An 18,502-nucleotide genomic window follows, 5' to 3' on the forward strand; every position below is an offset into this window, starting at 1 on the left:
AATGTGGCAAAAATCCGACCGTTTCGGGCCATTCGTCCAGTAGAGGAAAAAGCAGCACAAGTTGCAGCTTTACCGTATGACGTATTAAATAGTGAAGAGGCAAGGGAAGTTGTAAAAGGGAATCCATATTCTTTCTTGCATGTTGATAAAGCAGAAATTGATTTAGACCCTGAACTGTCACCGTATGATGATCGCGTGTATGAAAAAGCGGGCGACAATTTAAAGCAATTTATACGAGAAGAAGTGTTCATACAAGATGAAGAGCCAGCGCTATATATTTATGAACTGACGATGCAAGGAAGAACGCAGTCAGGCCTTGTCGTTTGTACATCTATTGATGAGTATGAAGATGATACAATTAAAAAACATGAAAGAACACGTCATGAAAAAGAGTTAGATCGTATTCGCCACGTAGATGTGTGTGACGCAAATACAGGTCCGATCTTTTTAACGTACCGTACAAAAGATGAAGTAAAGCATTTAATTAGAAGCTGGAAAGAAGAGCATGCGCCAATTTATACATTTACAGCAGAAGACGGTGTTAAGCATGTTGCGTGGAAGATTGCAGATGAAGATGTAATTACGACTTTAGTAAACGCATTTGAAGATATTCCTAATTTTTATATTGCAGATGGGCATCACCGTTCTGCATCAGCTGCAAAAGTAGGACTTATGCGAAGAGAACAATATCCAAATTACACAGGAGAAGAAGAGTTTAATTTCTTCCTATCTGTTTTATTCCCTCATGATGAGTTATCTATTTGGGACTATAACCGAGTTGTGAAAGATTTAAATGGCTTATCAGAGGAACAGTTTTTAAATCAAATTACGCAGTACTTTTATGTAGAAGGAGCACCTGTTTCTCCGTATAAACCAAATGAGCCAAAAACATTTGGTATGTATGTAAATGAGAAGTGGTATAAGCTTACTGTGAAAGAAGAAACATTTGATGCGAATGATCTTGTTAGAGGTTTAGATGTATCTATCCTGCAAGATCATTTATTAAGCCAAGTACTTGAAATACATGATCCGCGTTCTGATTCACGTATCGATTTTGTCGGAGGAATCCGCGGATTAGAAGAACTAGAACGCCTTGTGAACAGCGGCGAATACAAAGCAGCATTCGCATTATATCCGACATCTATGGAAGATTTATTAGCAATCGCAGATGCCGGAGAAGTCATGCCACCGAAATCAACGTGGTTTGAACCGAAACTGCGTAGTGGGTTGTTTGTCCATTCTTTAAAGTAAATATTGACTTCTATAGTTTTGAAAAACCGAAATGATTTGAGTTTCGGTTTTTCTTATTTTAAAAGAGTTTTTGAGGAGGGGCATGGGATGAAATTACAAGTAGGCGAAAAAATCACCTTTGAACGAACGTTTACAAAAGAAGATGTTGCGTTATTTACGGAAGTATCGAAAGATGAAGGTGTTCATCATGTTACACCAGATGAGCAGGGGAGATTTGTTGTACAAGGGCTTTTAACATCAACACTACCTACAAAAATTGGCGGTGATTATAACGTACTAGCTCGTCAACAAAAAGGACATTCCTAGTATTACAAGAAATGTCCTTTCCACTAAATTATAAGGTATTTTGCTAACGTTCAAATTCTAAAATTAGTTTACTAGTTTGACCTGTAAACTGATAATTATAGGACCCTCTCAGATTTTCTAAGTTACCGGTAGCCTTAATAATTGTTCCTGGGGAATCTAAATTTCCTTTATCAAATATTCCTTGCTCTATAGCTGTGAATGTCCCTTGTTGCCCCTTATAAATTCCTTCAAAGTGTAAAAATCCAGAAATTTTAGCCGTAGCCAAGTGACCATCATTTATATTTGAGTCTAGATAATATAATAAGTATTCAACAAAAGCTTTTCCTTTTAATTCTCCATCAATATCATATTCAACATGGGCAATATTAATAGGGAAATCTTTTCTAGTATCATCAATTAGTTTTTCATCCCATTTACTTACTGTAAATGTTACTTCCATACACGTAAATCCCCCTTTATCATTAGATAAGTAATCTTCATATCATTTGAAAAGTACCAATTCACAGTCATATCTTATAGGAGTGTTTTTTATTTATTTGAGTCCTGTCATATCGTTATCTGCTCCTCCCCACGAAGGACTTACTGTCGCCACGGTATCTCCTGGCTGTAATCTCTTTGGTTTTTTTAACATGTTAACTCCGCTCCTACATAATGTAATGGACTACGATTATACAAACTGTATCATTGAAAAACATGATGTATGACATTAGTTTCTTCATCATCAATCCGTTTACCTGCTGGGATTCAAGAATTCAGTCTTAGTGTTGAATATAGGAATAACCGATTTATATTTGAAAATTACAGTATGCAACATTGCATGAGGAAAACGGTTGTTATTTTCACTACCTGTAACTATAATGATTACAGGTTGGTCGATACCAATCAAAAAAATAAAATCATCATGAATGGAGATGTTTCATAATGGGTATGAAAAAATTAATTTTAGCAGGTGCTTTAGGGATCGCAGCATTATCAGGAACAAATTTACCAGGACTAGAAGTAACAAAAGCGAGTGCAGCTTCTATTGAATCGAATTTCTCGACGTTAGAAGGACGAGTAGTAGAAGTAGATAACGGTGTAATTGTTGTAAAATCTAAGCAATATGAGGAACCGGTTAGTGTGTATATTGATTCACTTTCAAATGTGAAAGTAGGAGATGAAGTAAAAGCTACTGGATCTATGATGCGTAATTTTACAGAATATATGGTTGCAACTGCAGTTGAAAATACAACAAACAAGTTAGGTATGCACATGAAAGAAGATGGCTCACCTAATTATGTAATTGGAGAAGTATCAAAAGCAAGAACGATGGAAGATGAGGGAGACGGTGCTACTAAATATGTTGTAGTTGAGTATCCATCGCTAAATGGGAAGAAAGCTATTATTGATGTTTTCTTAACAAAGGGACAAGTATTTAATGTGGGTGAGAAAGTGAAAATTGATATGAAGTATGTAGGCTGGGGTGGTATTTCTATTAACTGGAACACAGTTGACCATATTGAAAAAGTTCATGAAGCAAAGACGAACGCTGAAAATAATGATGGTGTATGGATTTGGTCTTAATTAAAATCCTGTAAATAACAAATGTATCATGTAGTATCCAGCAAATGGTGATGTGTATGACCATTTGCTGGATACTTTTTTGCTTTGTATTTTTTGAGAATAAGGGATATCCGACTAGAATATGATGTTTAAATCGGAGCGAGTTAAAAAATACAATAATGAAAGAGGTGTTTATATATGGAGCGAGATGAGAATTATTTACGAGCTAAAAAAAGAGTGGAGAATTTAAAAGCGTTTTACATTCATTTAACGGTCTATATATTAGTTAACTTAATGCTTTTTTTCATAAATATAAGCTCTGATTCAAGTAAATTATGGTTTTTATATCCACTTGGAGGTTGGGGGATTGGTATCGTTATACACGGTTTAACAACTTTTCCATTTGGGATATTCGGAAAAGAATGGGAAGAACGAAAAATTAAAGAGTATATGGAGAAAGATAAGTGAAAAAATCAGAGATTTATGAATATAAATCTCTGTGAGCACACGTTTGATGCGAAGCCTATTCTATAGCTTCGCCTATTTGTTTTGTACTCGAAGTTAATGCGAGTACGTGTTCCTATTCATTTTTAGCATGAATTGCATGTGAAATCAAAACTTTAGTTGTAGTACATAATAAATACAGTTATTTTACTTTCTTAATTACAAGTGGATATAGGATAAAGTTGATTTATCATCCTATATTAAAATAAAAAACAAACCACTGTTCGATTTGAATATTCCACGATATAATGGTGAGAGTTTATGACAGAATAAATATTTACATAAGAAGTGAGGTACTGTATGAAAAAAAGAACGACAGACATTATTTTTATTATTATTGGTGCATTTCTTTTTGCGTTAGGTGTCAATTTATTTGTTATCCCGAACGAGTTTGGTGAGGGTGGGGTAACAGGTATCACGATTATTACGTACTATTTATTTGAATGGTCACCAGGTTTAGTTAACTTAATTTTAAATGCGATTTTGTTAATAGTCGGTTATAAATTTTTAAATAAAATCACAACAATTTATACGATTATCGCTGTAGTGACTAACTCGCTATTTCTTCATTTAACAGAAGGCTGGACGATTGCTTCGGATGAAATGCTTGTAAATGCCATTTTCGGAGGAATATTTATCGGGTGTGGTATTGGTCTTATCATTCGCGTTGGCGGAACAACTGCAGGTACTACGATCTTAGCAAGGATGACACATAAATATTTAGGCTGGAGCATTAGCTACGGTCTACTGTTCTTCGATTTAATCGTTGCATTTTCATCTTATTTCATCATTGGTGCAGAAAAACTGATGATAACAATTATTATGCTATATGTAGCAACGAAAGTGATGGAATTTGTAATTGAAGGGTTAAATCCGAAGAAGGCTATTACGATTATTTCTGATAATCCAGATGAAATTGCCGGGAAGGTGACAACCTTAATGGGGAGAGGGGTTACTGTATATTCAGGGCATGGCTATTACACGAAAACTCCGAAGGAAATTCTTTATGTTGTTATTAATAAGCAAGAAGTAGTGAAGCTAAAGCGGATTGTTCAAACTACGGATCCGGCGGCGTTCATCGCTATACACGATGTTCGTGATGTGTTCGGAGAAGGATTTGTTGATATTTCGAAGGCTTAGAAATTGTTTTTGATTAAAATAATCTTAATACTAAAACGTAAGAATCTATTTTGAATAATCTTTTTTCAAAATAGATTCTTTTTCTTTTTCTTGCAAAAAATCCAATTGTTTCTTAATGTAGTGATGTAGAAGGATGAACGAGAGAGGGTTTAATGAAGATGATACATATTTTATTAGCTGATGATGATAAGCATATTAGAGAGTTGTTGCATTACCATTTACAAAAAGAGGGGTTTAAAGTTTTTGAAGCAGAAGATGGAAAGGTAGCGCAAGACGTTTTAGAGAAGGAAAATATTCATCTTGCGATCGTAGACATTATGATGCCGTTCGTTGATGGCTATACGTTATGTGAAGAAATCCGGAAGTATCATGATATACCGGTTATTTTATTAACGGCGAAAGATCAGTTAGTTGATAAAGAAAAAGGATTCATTTCTGGTACGGACGATTATATCGTAAAACCATTTGAACCAGCTGAAGTGATTTTCCGTATGAAAGCTTTATTACGACGTTATCAAATGCTGAGTGCAGATATTATTACGTTGCACGGAACGACAATTGATCGAAAAGGTGTAGAAGTAAAGTGTAACGGTCAAACGATTTTGCTTCCTTTAAAGGAATTTGAGTTATTATCACAACTTGCTAGTTATCCTGGAAGAACATTTTCAAGAGAAGAGCTAATTGAATTAGTATGGGGAATGGATTTTGAAGGAGATGAACGAACAGTTGATGTTCATGTGAAAAGGCTGCGAGATCGTTTCTCAAAACGAACGGATGATTTTCAAATTACAACAGTGCGCGGCCTCGGGTATAAGTTGGAGTTGAAATAAGATGAAATCACTATATTCTAGATTTGTATTTATGACGGTCGGCATTATGCTACTTAGTAGTATTATCGGCTTTTTATTAACGAACGTATATTATCAAGTGAAGTTAAAACCATATAACAGTGAAAAGATTTTAAAGTATGCGGAAGAAGTTAAATCGTTATATGAAAAGCAAAGTGAAGAAAATCAAGAGACGTATTTGCATTCTATTGCAAAATTAGGGTATGAGATTTACATTGTTGATGATCAAAAGAATGGAAAGCGTATCGGTAATGCGTTTCGTAAGACGACAATAAGTGATGATACCGTTCATAAAGTATTGCAGGGGGAGACATTTAATGGTGTTTCTACTTATCCAACGCGCCTCTTTATTACAGGTTTTTTCGATAATGAATTAATTAATAGCGTCGGTGTCCCAGTACAACACGGTGATAAACAGTACGCTTTATTCATTCGCCCTGACGTTCAACAACAATTCGGCGAGATGAGAATTTTTCTAGCGGTATTATTAGGGTTTATCGTACTATTAAGTATTATTTTTATAGCGATTGCAGCAGGTTACATCGTTCGCCCAATCCGTAAATTTACGAAGGCTACGCAAAAAATTGCGAGTGGGGAATATGAAATTGAATTAGATGTAAAACGAAAAGATGAAATAGGAACGTTATCTACAAGCTTCCAAAAGATGACGAAGAGTATTAAAGAACTAGATGAAATGAGACAAGAATTCGTTTCGAACGTTTCACATGAATTTCAGTCGCCACTTTCTTCCATACAAGGTTTTTCAAAGACGTTGCAAACAGAAAAGATGAGTGAGGAAGAAAGAAATCATTACTTACAAATTATTGAGGGTGAAAGTAAGCGAATGTCTAGTTTATGTAAACAGTTACTTACGCTCGCTTCATTAGATAAAGAGGAAAAGGTTCTACAAATAAGAGAATTCAATCTGCAGAAGCAAATTAAAGACGTCATTTTTATGCTTGAGTGGAAATGGCGGGAAAAAGATATCGCCGTTGAATTTGATGTGCCAGATATCACTATAAAAGGTGATGAAAACTTACTTCATCAAGTATGGAGTAACATTTTTACGAATAGCATTAAGTTTTCAAACGATGGTGGAACGATTGAGTTTTTCGTCGAAGAGTTAGAGTCTAGTGTCATTATTTCTATATCAGACAACGGAATCGGTATGGAAAAAGAAGAAATGGATCGTATTTTTGACCGTTTTTACAAAGTAGATACAGCAAGGACGAGAAACGTAGAAGGTAGCGGTTTAGGGTTGTCGATTGTGCAGAAGATTGTTGAACTGCATCATGGAAACGTTTCGGTGTATAGTACGAAGGGGGAAGGAACGACCGTTCGGGTGGAGCTTCCGAAATAGATGGAAAGAAAGAGGCTGTTTCGGAACGGCCTCTTTTTTTGTCGTTTTATGTCGGTAAGTCGATATAATCGGAAAATCGCTGATATAATTTGAGTTGCGCCGATATATTTTGAAAATCGCCGATATAATTCTATTTGCGCTGATATATTTGAAAAATCGCTGATATAAATTTCACGTACTGTATTTCTGTTACAAAGCAGTATCTTTCACCCGTTCTTCCTTAAACTGAAGCTCAAAAGTATCCGCTGTAATTTCATCTGCTTTCGGCAAAGCCCGTAATTTCGGATGAAGTAGCCATACGAGAGAAATGAATAAAATCCCAATACTAGCAAGCGCGAAAATGAGTTGGCTACTATATACATTCGCAGTGTATCCGCCAATTAAAGAGCCAAGCGGCATAGCAATTGTGCCCATACTCCGTGTGACTGAATTGATGCGTCCAAGATATTGGTTTGGAATTACAATTTGACCAATAGTTGCAAATAATATGTTGGTCGCACCAATTGGTATCCAAGCTAAGCCGAATAAAAAAATGGATAACCATTGAAACGGTACAACCGTAGAGAGAAACCAAAAGAAAGCGCCAGTTGCAAAGCTAATAATGGAGACACGGCCAACATTATATTTACCAACCCATGAACTGAATAGTGCTCCAATTAAACAACCAGCGGATATAGCGGCTAAAAAGAAACCATATAATTTCACACCGCCTAAAGAATCAGCGAAAGAAGGGAGTATTGCCATCGTCATACCGATTGAAAAATTAGCGACAATGGAACCGATTAAGAAGACACCCATCAATGAACGAAAGACGATTGAAAAGCCTTCTTTTAAATCAGAGAAATATTGCTTTGTTGAAAGTGTTGTGTCTGCTTCAGTTTGTTTTGGCATTTTTAATGAAAAGAACAAAAGGGCAGTAATCGCGAATGTAAAGGAGTCGATCACATATAAAGTAATTGCGCCAAATAGTGCTACTAATATTCCAGAAAGAGTCGTACAAATTAAATCAATGCCTTGATATGCAAATGAAAAGAGTGAGTTTCCTTTTAATAATTGTGTTTTATGCAGTAGAAGTGGTAAAGCTTTCGATTGTGCGGGATAGGCGAATTGTTCGATAAAAGCTACGATGGGCATGATGATGAGTAGTAGGTGGACTGTTAGTAGGTCGAAGTAGTGTGTAATTGGAATGATTAAAATAAGAATGCATTGCAAAACTTGTGTGATGACGAGGGTGTTTTTTATTGACCATCTATCGACGAATGGACCAGTAAGAAATTGTAATGCAGAAGGTAATAACGTAAGGAAACCAGCCAATCCAGAATAAAAAGGATTACCACTTAATTTGTATACGAGCCACATTGCTGCTACATAATACAAGCTATCTCCTATGTTTGTAAAAATTCTCCCTAAAAATAATAAGAGGAAATTCCGGTTTTTTAATATGTCCACTTTATCTACTCCTTTATAATAATTTTATTCGGTAAAATAAAATTGACCGTCTCGGTAAAAAAAATCGTATTACGATTTTTCTTCTTTTTTAATAAATTGCTGCATTGTTCTCTCAGCGATTTGAAGTGCAGTAGTAGAAATATAATAAGGTTTGCTATTCGGATCTTTATCTGCACCTTTTGTGATTTCGTTTAATTCAGCCATTAATTCATAAAACTTTTTCACCCACACTTGAAATTGTTCTGGCGTAGCATCAAATTCCCAGCAGGATGAAACGTAATTCCACTTAGCTGGATCTTCACTTGCATTTTGTAATGTAAAAGCTTCTTCTGGTGCAGCGAGAATTTGGCTTTTCGTTCTTTCTATCATTTGTAAAAAGATTTGGCGACCTGATTCGCTTAATATTTCTAAATGAGGTAATAGATCTGCGGCAGGGGTGAAGCCTTTAGCGACAGATTGATAAAACTTTTGAACAATCCCATTCTTTTCTTCTGTATAAACGATCTCTATAAGCTCATTCTTTTCTAATTCTTTTAAATGATAATGAATTTTCGCCCTTGAAATGCCGAATTTCTCAGATAGTAATTGTCCAGTATAAGGACGTTCGCATAGACGTATCATCATTTCGGCACGTAATGGATCGCTTAATGCTTTTAGTTGGCTATAAGTAGTTAGTGTTAATACGGGCTTCAACATGATCAACTCCTTGAATTAAATTACTCGGCCAATATTATTTGACTGAATTGTATCAAGGATTCTATTTATTTTCAATACTTTCTGAAAATTAAATCTTACTCTCTGTAATCTTCTGTTCATATTCCGTTCATATTTCTTTTTTATGATTAGTGCATAGAAAGAAAGAGGAAGGAGCGAGCGAAATGTTTTTAGCTCTGCGTGAATTGAAACAATCAAAATTAAGATACGGATTAATCGGACTGATTATGGTGTTATTATCATTTTTAGTTCTTGTTATTTCAGGATTAGCAAATGGACTATCATATGATAATGCTTCATCGATTCAAAATATGGAGGCGAATAAGTTCGTTTTAGCAGATGATGCGGAAAATAAATTACTTCGTTCACAAATTAAGAAAGACGATGTAGATAACGTAGTAAATCAAGTAGGCGAGAAAGAAGCCGTTCCGTTTCGTGTGAAAGTTTCAACATATGAAAAGAAAGATAGTTCTAAAAAGGTTGATATCGCTATTTTCTCAAGTGAACGGGATTCATTTTTAGAACCGAACATTGTAAAAGGGGAGAAATTAGGTACAGCAAATAACGAAATGGTTGCTGATGAATCAATTAAAGAAAAAGGAATCGATATTGGGGATACAATTATCGATCCTGTTTCAAAGAAAGAATTTACAATCGTCGGATTTACGAAAAATCAAATGTTTAGCCATACACCAGTCGTTTATGTAAATGAAGACGTATGGGGTGCTATTTCACAACCAAACCAAAAAGATTATAGTGCAATTGCACTTAACACAGATAAAGAGATTAAAAATGCACACGTAATTGACAAAAAAGAAGTGCTACAAAGTATTCCAGGATTTAAAGAAGAACAAGGAACATTAACGATGATCATTGCGTTCTTACTTGTTATCGCTGCATTACTAATCGGTGTATTCTTCTACGTTATTACACTGCAAAAAACACAGCAATTAGGTGTATTAAAAGCAATCGGTACAAAGAACTCGTATTTAGCAAATAGCTTAGTCGTGCAGGCGTTATTCTTATCAGTCGTTGCGATGGTAATCAGTATCGTTCTTGTACAAGGGTTAGAACAAATTTTACCAGCAGGTATGCCGTTCTTATTAACAACACCGATGATTGCGCAATATGCAGCAATCTTTATCGTAATTAGTATTTTAGGAACACTTATTTCGTTATACCAAGTATTAAAAGTTGATGCATTAGAAGCAATTGGAGGCGGGATGTAATGACTTCATTATTAAAATTAGACAAAGTAAGTAAAGTGTACGGAGAAGGGAATACGGAAGTAACAGCCCTTCATCCGATATCGCTTGATGTGAAAGCCGGAGAATTTATCGGAATCGTCGGTCCTTCTGGATCAGGGAAAAGTACGTTATTATCAATCGCGGGTGCATTATTATCACCATCAAAAGGGGATATTTACATTCGTGAGCAAAATATTACACAGTTATCAGAAAAGGAAATGACAGACATTCGTTTGAAAAAAATCGGCTTCATTTTCCAGTTTGCAAACCTTGTTCCATATTTAAATGTGAAAGAACAGTTACTTTACATTGCAAAGCTAAAAAAAGAAAGTAAACAAGAATCCGAAAAGCGTGCAGATCATTTATTAGCGGCATTTGGATTAGGAGAAAGAAAGAATCATTATCCAAATCAACTATCTGGCGGGGAAAAACAAAGGGTAGCAATCGCTCGTGCGTTCATGAACAACCCAGATTTAATATTAGCGGATGAGCCAACGGCAAGCTTAGACTCAAAACGCGCACGTGAAGTTGTTGAAATGATGAAACGTGAAGTGAAAGAGAGCCAAAAAGCAGCAATTATGATTACACATGATGAAAGAATGCTTGATGTATGTGATCGTATATTGACGCTTCGAGATGGACAGTTAATATAAAAAAAGGAAAACCGTACATGTATGTGCGGTTTTCCTTTTTTTATGGACTTATTTAGAGAATAACGTTTTAATTTTATTACGAGTAAGTAATAAAACACCGCCTAATACAGATAGCATTCCTAGAGCCATATTGTTTGATTGCTCGCTACCAGCGTTAGGAAGTTCTTTAGCGTTATTGTTTTTAGTACCATTATCTGCTTGCGTTTGTTTAGACTGTGATACTTCATTAATCTTGTTATCAACATTTTGCTTCGTTGTATGTAACTCAGCTAATTTGTCGTCAATTTTTTTCTCAGTATGCTTAAAGTCGTTGATTTTAATATCTAAGTCTTGTTTTTTCTTTGATAAATCATCTGAAACAGTTTGTTTCGATTGTTTAATTTCGTTAATTTTATTAATTAAATCTTGTCTAGCTTCTTGTAAAACAGCTAGTTTATTTTTTACATCTTGTTTAGCTAATTCTAAGTTAGCGGAAAGACTGTCTAAATTGCCTTTAATTTTCTTAAGTTCCTCTAACGTGTTACCAGTATTCGGCTTGTTTTCTTTTAGTTCAGCGAGTTTGTCCTCAGCAGTTTGTTTTGCTTTCTTTAACTCAGCTAATTTTTCATCTACTTGTTTTTTAACTTCCTTAAGTTCATTAACCTTTTGATCAATGTTCTCTTTATGTTGCTTCATTTCATTCACTTTTTCATCGACAGTTTGTTTATGTTCTTTAATCTCATCCACTTTGTTATCGATATTTTGCTTATGTTCTTTTACTTCAGCAACTTTATCTTCTACTTGTTTTTTATGCTCTTTAATTTCAGCGATTTTATCTTCGGCGATTTGTTTGTCTTGCTGCAGTTTTGCATCTAGTTCTTGTTTATGCTGTTTAACTTCGTTAATTTTTTCATCAGCAACTTGTTTACGTTCATGTAGTTCATTCACCTTCGTATCAACATTTTCCTTAACCTTGTTAAGTTCATTTAATGTTTGATCCACGTTTTCTTTGTGTTGCTGCAATTTTGCATCTAACTCTTGTTTATGTTGCTTAATTTCAGCTAATCGATCTCCCGTACTTTGCTGAGGAGTAGCATCATTTACTTCCGCATGAGCAGAGTTCGCGCCAGCAATCATTGCTAAAGCTAGTGTAGACGCAGCAATTGTTTTTTTTGTTTTCATATTTTTGTACCTCTTTTCTTTCATATGCATGAACTGTTTTGTGTAAAAATGAGCATATAGAAGTAGATTCTTCCATCATTATATACCATCTGCGCCGTCTAGAGGAAGTATTTGCATAATAATCTATGATTATGTAATTTTTATAATCTCTTATTTTGGAGTAGGGGATAAATCTTTAGCTAGATGAACAATTTCTTCAATAGTAAAGCTTATATCTTTATTATTGCAAATAACAAACAAATAATCAGCCTCATTTTCTATAGGATCTACCACATCATCGTGAAGTGATTCAGTTTGTTGTCGATCAAATACTTCTTTGAAACTAGAATATCCACCTCTAAAAATATTCGTACTTCGCGTGCTTCGAGCCACTCTTTCGTAAAGTACATCATCTGGAATGTCAAAATGAACGAGTATGCGTACATATTCATTCTGTGGAAATAATTCGTTTAGTAAATATAACCTTCCATTTTTACTGCGATTGGAGTTACTAATAATAAGGTGTAAATTTGAATGTTCTTTCGCATAATCAACAATGAATTTTGAAAGACCGTGCTTAAATGTATTAGGGCCTTTAGCCGGCTGTAATTTTTCATAATGCGTGTTAATAAATTCAGCTTGATTATCTTGATCCATAACGAAAGAGTGGGGTAACTCTTTTTCTAATGCTCTTGCAAATGTAGTTTTTCCACTGTGTGTTTTTCCAACTGTAATGATGACTAATCTTTTCATGACGCCCTCCATTTGTATTGTTATGAACTGGAATATTCGGTGTAGATCGAAATCTTCCTGCTAGAGATTACACAAATTATTGGAGCGTTAGTAGGCTGAAAACTTGACAAAAAAACTTATTTATGCTATAATTTACCAATACGAAAATAAGGTGTATAATAGGGTTCTCCTGGCCAGGGGAACCCTATTTTTGTTGTGAAAATGAAGGAGAGTGTATGTGCGTGAAACAAGGTGAAGCAAGTGTAACGTCGTTAGTATCAGCATTCGGAAGGGCGTATCATAGTGAATTTGATAGTCCTAAAATCTTTAATGATTATGTAGCTAAAGATTTCATTTCACAAAAAGAACGTAACAATATTGAAACGAACATGGTTCAAGGGATTCACTTTTTCAATACAGACATTGCAGAGCAGTTTCAAGACAATCCAAAAGAAATATTAAAATGGATTACACAAGTTCAGTTATCACCAACACCTTTAGCACGTGCCGCATATTGTGAAAGAGTATTACTACATGAAATTACATTAGGAGCGAAACAATACGTCATACTCGGTGCAGGCTTAGATACGTTCAGTTTTAGAAACCGAGAGTTAGAGAATAAAATAGAAATATTTGAAGTGGATCATCCTTCTACGCAGGCGTTTAAGAAGGAAAGAATAAAAGAAGTAGAACTTGAAGTTCCAAATAACCTTCATTTTGTTTCAATGGATTTTACGAAAGGATTTTCCTATGAACAGTTACGCAATGAAGGATTTGAAAATAAAAAGACGTTCTTTAGTCTATTAGGTGTAACGTACTATTTAACGAAAGAGGAACTTTCTAGTTTAATAGAATGTTTATTTGAGGTGGTTCCGGCAGGAAGTTCTATCGTTTTCGATTATCCCGATGAAAACTTGTTTACGGAAAAGGGACTGTCCAATCGAGTTGAAAATATGGTAAAAATGGCTGCGGTAGGCGGAGAACCGATGAAATCATGTTTTTCTTATGCCGAAATGGAAGCACTGTTAGAGAAGGCGGGCTTACTCATTTATGAACATTTATCGCCAGAAGACATAAATAAATTATATTTTGAAGGACGAAACGATTATTTGAAAGCTTTTGAGACAGTGCATTATGTGCATGCGGTGAAAAGGTAGGAAATTAGTAGGTATGGGGAGGAATCTCTGTGTCTTTTTTTATAAAAAAGGAAATGAGCTGTAGTGGTGGAAAATATAATTATAAATATATATAAATTAATGTTTTGTAGAAACTAAAGGAAAGGGCAAATAGAAGATGTTGAAATTACGAGGAAAATACAATGAAGCGAAAGTATATACTACGAATGTAGAAAAAATGGCAGCAGGTCAAATTATTGATCTTTGTAACCAAGAATTCGTAAAGGATAGCAAGATCCGTATTATGCCAGATACACATGCGGGTGCAGGTTGTACGATTGGGACAACAATGACAGTTCAAGATAAGATTGTTCCTAATTTAGTCGGGGTTAACTAATCGGCTCAGACTTTAAACTACTCACTCAATTGACTGGAAACCCTAACGATAAAAGACGAGGGCAATCAGCAGCCAGTGGTTATGGTGACATAATCGAATGGTTCAGAGACTTGCACCATGTTAGCAGACTAAGGTACAGAATTATTCCTCATCCATTTTGAGTTGAAGAGGAATAATTAATACGGTGAGCCTACAGTAGAGACTGCATATCTCGATGACTGTAGAGAAGGTATAGTCCACACTTTCAGGAAACTGGGAGGTAAGTACGATATTGGTTGTGGCATGGAGGTTGTTATAATTAATAAGAAAAAAGAGGAAATCAACTTCGATTACTTAGACGAAACGATACGTAAATTTGTCCCAAGTGGTTTTCGTATTCGAGATAAGGAACATAGATTTTCAAAAATGATTGATTTTGATAGTGTAAGAGCCCCGTTTACATTGCAACGTGCTCAAAAAAGTATTGGTACACTTGGCGGGGGCAATCATTTTGTCGAACTGAATGAGGATGATGAAGGAAATGTATACATTGTTATTCATAGTGGTTCGCGTAATTTAGGGAAACAAGTAGCAGAGTATTATCAAAACTTTGCTTACGAGCAACTTATAAACGTTAAATCTATTAAAGAAGAAATGATTGAGCGTTTAACGAAAGAAGGCAGACAACAAGAAATACATGAAGCTTTACGTGAAATTAAGAAACCGGTGATTCGTAAAGAATTAGCTTATTTAGAAGGACAAGGATTTAAAGATTACATGAATGATATGAAAATTGCACAAAAATATGCGGAGTTAAATCGTAAAGCAATGATTGATGAAATCGTCACTAAAATGGATTGGAAAGTAACAGATCAATTCACTACAATCCATAACTACATCGATATGGACAATATGATTCTAAGAAAAGGTGCTATTTCAGCTCAGAAAGATGAACGAGTAATCATTCCAATCAATATGAGAGATGGTTCAATCATTGCATTTGGTAAAGGAAATCCAGATTGGAACTTTTCTGGCCCTCATGGAGCAGGGCGTATTATGAGTCGCAAGAAGGCGAAAGAAGTACTTAACTTAGAGGATTTTCAAAATACAATGACAGAGGTTTGGACTACATCTGTTGCAGAAAGTACTTTAGATGAAGCACCAATGGTATATAAGCCAATGGATGAAATTATTGAGAATACAAAAGAAACAATTGATATTAAACATATTATTAAGCCACTTTACAATTTTAAGGCTAATTAAAAGAGGAGTAACGTTTATTAAAGAAAGAGAACTTGAAAAGATAGCATATTTTGTGGCGGTTATATAACAGAGATTAAAAAGACAACATATTAAACTAAGAGATTCATCATATTCATTTACATTTATGTAATGTAAAAGACTAGAAAGCTAGATTGGCGCGAATTGCTAATTGTGGAGTGTGTAGAAAAGACAAAATCTCTTAAAAAACACTTAATTTTTTATTCCATTAATCTTTACAATCTCCCCCTATAATATGAATTGGACAAGCACCTAAGAGAAAGCAGAATATGTCAGTTTGTACATTCTATTATTAGGGGGAGAATTTGTATGAAAAAGACAGTTGCTTCGTTAGCAGTTATGGCGGCATTATTACCGACATTTTCAGCACATGCGGAAGGGAAAGAGCAAGTTCGAAAATCAGCTACAACTTTTAATGTTATTAGTGACATTCAAGGTGATTTAGGAGATTTTGATCACGTATTAAAAGATATGAATAAAGTAACGCCACTTTCTAGAGCGCTTATTATGAATGGGGATATAACGCCGACTGGACAACAGTCACAATATGATGATGTAAAGCGTGTGTTAAATAAAAATAAGCATCCGGAAAATGTATGGTCTACTGTTGGGAATCATGAGTTTTATGCTGGTAAATGGACAGCAGATGGGAAACTCTCTCAAAGTACATGGCCAAATGGTGTAACTGAGGAAACTTTATTTAACCGCTATCTGAAATTTAGTGGACAAGAAAAGGTATATCATAAAAAAGAATTAGATGGCTATCCACTTTTATTTTTAGGAACTGAAAAATATATGAAATACCACGATTCAAAAATGTGGGATGAAGTATATATGAGTGATGAGCAATTAGGTTGGTTAAAACAAAATTTAGAAGAGTATAGTCAAAAAGATAAAAATAAACCAATCTTTATTTTCTCACATCACGTTTTACCTGATACAGTATCTGGATCAAGACAATCACCATATTTACAAGATTATTTAAACGTGGATAAATTGTACGATATATTAAAAGACTATCCGCAGGTTGTTTTCTTCACGAGTCATACGCATTGGGATTTAAACTTACCTGACTGGGCTGGTAAAAAGAAAATTAAAGGTGGAGATGAAAAAGGTTTCACTGTTGTAAATACGGGCGGGATTGAAACAGGCTGGATGTCAGCAGGACCAAATGGAGGAGAGAAAACTGCTCCTGATGGCTATTCATTTAAACAAGGGTTGCAAGTGAAAGCATATGGTAACGATGTAATTGTGACAGCTTACGATTACAAACGTGATAAGGATATAAAGAAGTTATTAATTAGTGATTCAAAAATTGCGCAGATGGCACCAAATGTAACGGCAGATGATAGTGAAAATATAATTGTCGGTGCAACTGAATATATGGAGTATTCTATAGAAGGAACGAATGAGTGGCATACGTATAGTAAAGCAAACCCTCCGAAATTTGATGGGGATAAAGTCGTATACGTACGCCATAAAGGTGAAATGAATTTAGAGCCGGGATTAACACAGTTACTTCGTTTTTCGGTAAATAAGTGATTGGAGGGAGTCTGCATTTGAATGTGTGGGCTCTTTTTATTTTGTCACTTTTTGTCGGTAAGTCGATATATTTGAGAAATCGCCGATATAAATTGAGAATCGCTGATATATTTTGAAAATCGCCGATATAAATTGAAAATCGCTGATATATTTGAAAAACCGCCGATATAAATTTCATGTACCGAATTTTAATACATTTTTAACCGAGAAAGGTGACTTCACCATTTTTACGTGTAATAATAGTAACGTTACATATATTGTGAAAGAAGTACAAAAGGAGCGTTACAATGAATTTAGCTAAATTCCCGAGAAAAAAATATACAGAATCATATACACCAATTGAAAAGTTAAACAACTTTTCTGAAGCACTTGGTGGCCCGACTATTTATTTTAAACGAGATGATTTACTTGGTTTAACAGCTGGTGGCAATAAGACGAGAAAGTTAGAATTTTTAGTTGCAGATGCACAGGAAAAGGGTGCAGATACGTTAATTACAGCTGGTGGTATTCAGTCAAATCATTGCCGCCTGACACTGGCAGCTGCGGTAAAAGAAAAAATGAAATGTATTCTTGTATTAGAGGAAGGGCTTGAGCCAGAAGAGAAGAGAGACTTTAACGGAAACTATTTCTTATATCACTTATTAGGTGCTGAAAATGTAATTGTTGTACCGAACGGAGCAGACCTGATGGAAGAAATGCATAAAGTAGCAAAAGAAGTAAGTGAAAAAGGTAGTACACCATATGTAATTCCAGTTGGTGGATCAAACCCTACGGGCGCAATGGGATACGTTGCTTGTGCGCAAGAAATTATGGCGCAATCATTTGAGCAAGGAATTGATTTCAGTTCAGTTGTTTGTGTAAGTGGTAGCGGCGGTATGCATGCTGGTTTAATTACTGGTTTTTCTGGAACACAAAGCCATATTCCTGTAATCGGGATTAATGTAAGTAGAGGAAAAGCTGAGCAAGAAGAGAAAGTAGCAAAACTTGTAGATGAAACTTCAGCACATGTTGGTATTCCAAACTTTATCTCGCGCGACGCTGTTACGTGCTTTGATGAATATGTAGGACCAGGCTATGCGTTACCAACGCCGGAAATGGTAGAGGCAGTTCAGTTACTTGCGAAAACAGAAGGTATTTTACTTGATCCAGTGTATACAGGTAAGGCAGTAGCGGGATTAATCGACTTAATTAGAAAAGGTAAATTTAATAAGGAAGACAATATTTTATTCGTACATTCAGGTGGTTCACCAGCTTTATATGCGAATACTTCTTTATTTGCGTAAGTGTAAAAAGCATTGGGTA

General features: G+C 35.1%; 18 protein-coding genes and 1 pseudogene. 14 read left to right on the forward strand and 5 right to left on the reverse strand.

The features are described from left to right. Positions 1–3 precede the first annotated feature (3 nt). A complete protein-coding gene (locus ACTFR8_RS16745; RefSeq protein ID WP_001063068.1) occupies positions 4–1,251 on the forward strand; it encodes a DUF1015 domain-containing protein in 1,248 nt (415 codons plus the stop codon). Positions 1,252–1,338: 87 nt separating this feature from the next. Beyond that, positions 1,339–1,539: pseudogene (locus ACTFR8_RS16750) on the forward strand (enoyl-CoA hydratase); the annotation flags it as partial. A 61-nt stretch (positions 1,540–1,600) separates the two neighbouring features. On the opposite strand, the gene ACTFR8_RS16755 reads toward ACTFR8_RS16750, so the two are convergent. Continuing rightward, positions 1,601–1,996 (reverse strand): DUF3224 domain-containing protein, encoded by a 396-nt coding sequence (locus ACTFR8_RS16755; RefSeq protein ID WP_000454080.1) that lies wholly within the window; start codon positions 1,994–1,996, stop codon positions 1,601–1,603. 482 nt (positions 1,997–2,478) lie between these two features. Between ACTFR8_RS16755 and ACTFR8_RS16760 the strand changes: the two genes are divergently transcribed. The 5 genes from ACTFR8_RS16760 to ACTFR8_RS16780 all read left to right on the forward strand — a co-directional run bounded on the left by ACTFR8_RS16760 (position 2,479) and on the right by ACTFR8_RS16780 (position 6,951). Continuing rightward, the gene (locus ACTFR8_RS16760) at positions 2,479–3,120 is read left to right on the forward strand and encodes a F0F1 ATP synthase subunit alpha (RefSeq protein WP_000525523.1); all 642 of its coding nucleotides are present in this window, start codon (positions 2,479–2,481) and stop codon (positions 3,118–3,120) included. 177 nt (positions 3,121–3,297) lie between these two features. Further along, positions 3,298–3,567 (forward strand): 2TM domain-containing protein, encoded by a 270-nt coding sequence (locus ACTFR8_RS16765; RefSeq protein ID WP_000438994.1) that lies wholly within the window; start codon positions 3,298–3,300, stop codon positions 3,565–3,567. A 336-nt stretch (positions 3,568–3,903) separates the two neighbouring features. Next, positions 3,904–4,743 carry a YitT family protein gene (locus tag ACTFR8_RS16770; RefSeq protein WP_000747492.1) on the forward strand — a complete coding sequence of 280 codons (840 nt, stop codon included), beginning with the start codon at positions 3,904–3,906 and terminating at the stop codon, positions 4,741–4,743. Between the two features lie 152 nt (positions 4,744–4,895). Continuing rightward, the gene (locus tag ACTFR8_RS16775) at positions 4,896–5,573 is read left to right on the forward strand and encodes a response regulator transcription factor (RefSeq protein ID WP_000781961.1); all 678 of its coding nucleotides are present in this window, start codon (positions 4,896–4,898) and stop codon (positions 5,571–5,573) included. Position 5,574: 1 nt separating this feature from the next. Then, the gene (locus tag ACTFR8_RS16780) at positions 5,575–6,951 is read left to right on the forward strand and encodes a sensor histidine kinase (RefSeq protein WP_000839527.1); all 1,377 of its coding nucleotides are present in this window, start codon (positions 5,575–5,577) and stop codon (positions 6,949–6,951) included. A 189-nt stretch (positions 6,952–7,140) separates the two neighbouring features. Here the strand turns inward: ACTFR8_RS16780 and ACTFR8_RS16785 are convergent, their stop codons facing one another. Both ACTFR8_RS16785 and ACTFR8_RS16790 read right to left on the reverse strand, forming a co-directional pair. Beyond that, a complete protein-coding gene (locus ACTFR8_RS16785) occupies positions 7,141–8,400 on the reverse strand; it encodes an MFS transporter (protein ID WP_070183949.1) in 1,260 nt (419 codons plus the stop codon). A gap of 69 nt (positions 8,401–8,469) precedes the next feature. Further along, the gene (locus ACTFR8_RS16790) at positions 8,470–9,093 is read right to left on the reverse strand and encodes an ArsR/SmtB family transcription factor (protein ID WP_025966679.1); all 624 of its coding nucleotides are present in this window, start codon (positions 9,091–9,093) and stop codon (positions 8,470–8,472) included. Positions 9,094–9,278: 185 nt separating this feature from the next. Between ACTFR8_RS16790 and ACTFR8_RS16795 the strand changes: the two genes are divergently transcribed. Together ACTFR8_RS16795 and ACTFR8_RS16800 are read left to right on the forward strand one after the other, a co-directional pair. Next, the gene (locus ACTFR8_RS16795; protein ID WP_252209612.1) at positions 9,279–10,343 is read left to right on the forward strand and encodes an ABC transporter permease; all 1,065 of its coding nucleotides are present in this window, start codon (positions 9,279–9,281) and stop codon (positions 10,341–10,343) included. Then, positions 10,343–11,014, forward strand: a complete 672-nt coding sequence (locus ACTFR8_RS16800) for an ABC transporter ATP-binding protein (protein ID WP_000202597.1) — start codon at positions 10,343–10,345, stop codon at positions 11,012–11,014. The genes ACTFR8_RS16795 and ACTFR8_RS16800 overlap by 1 nt, the downstream gene beginning before the upstream one ends. A gap of 48 nt (positions 11,015–11,062) precedes the next feature. Here ACTFR8_RS16800 and ACTFR8_RS16805 read toward each other — a convergent pair whose 3' ends face one another. Both ACTFR8_RS16805 and ACTFR8_RS16810 read right to left on the reverse strand, forming a co-directional pair. After that, a complete protein-coding gene (locus ACTFR8_RS16805; protein ID WP_000850437.1) occupies positions 11,063–12,175 on the reverse strand; it encodes an LPXTG cell wall anchor domain-containing protein in 1,113 nt (370 codons plus the stop codon). Between the two features lie 150 nt (positions 12,176–12,325). After that, positions 12,326–12,907: an ATP-binding protein gene (locus ACTFR8_RS16810; protein ID WP_252209611.1), complete on the reverse strand. Its 582-nt coding sequence runs from the start codon at positions 12,905–12,907 to the stop codon at positions 12,326–12,328. Between the two features lie 215 nt (positions 12,908–13,122). Between ACTFR8_RS16810 and ACTFR8_RS16815 the strand changes: the two genes are divergently transcribed. From ACTFR8_RS16815 to ACTFR8_RS16835, 5 genes are all read left to right on the forward strand, one after another. Beyond that, positions 13,123–14,043 (forward strand): class I SAM-dependent methyltransferase, encoded by a 921-nt coding sequence (locus ACTFR8_RS16815; protein ID WP_252209610.1) that lies wholly within the window; start codon positions 13,123–13,125, stop codon positions 14,041–14,043. A 136-nt stretch (positions 14,044–14,179) separates the two neighbouring features. After that, complete coding sequence (locus ACTFR8_RS16820) at positions 14,180–14,398, forward strand: RtcB family protein (protein WP_061654911.1); 219 nt, start codon at positions 14,180–14,182, stop codon at positions 14,396–14,398. A gap of 282 nt (positions 14,399–14,680) precedes the next feature. Beyond that, positions 14,681–15,640, forward strand: coding sequence for an RNA-splicing ligase RtcB (locus ACTFR8_RS16825; protein WP_016118245.1), 960 nt, complete (start codon positions 14,681–14,683; stop codon positions 15,638–15,640). Between the two features lie 327 nt (positions 15,641–15,967). Next, positions 15,968–17,200: a DUF4073 domain-containing protein gene (locus tag ACTFR8_RS16830; RefSeq protein WP_000754277.1), complete on the forward strand. Its 1,233-nt coding sequence runs from the start codon at positions 15,968–15,970 to the stop codon at positions 17,198–17,200. A gap of 287 nt (positions 17,201–17,487) precedes the next feature. Further along, positions 17,488–18,483, forward strand: a complete 996-nt coding sequence (locus tag ACTFR8_RS16835) for a D-cysteine desulfhydrase (RefSeq protein WP_001046604.1) — start codon at positions 17,488–17,490, stop codon at positions 18,481–18,483. The last annotated feature ends 19 nt before the right edge of the window (positions 18,484–18,502 follow it).

This window comes from Bacillus cereus group sp. MYBK15-3, from assembly GCF_051916765.1.
GTDB lineage: Bacteria > Bacillota > Bacilli > Bacillales > Bacillaceae_G > Bacillus_A > Bacillus_A cereus.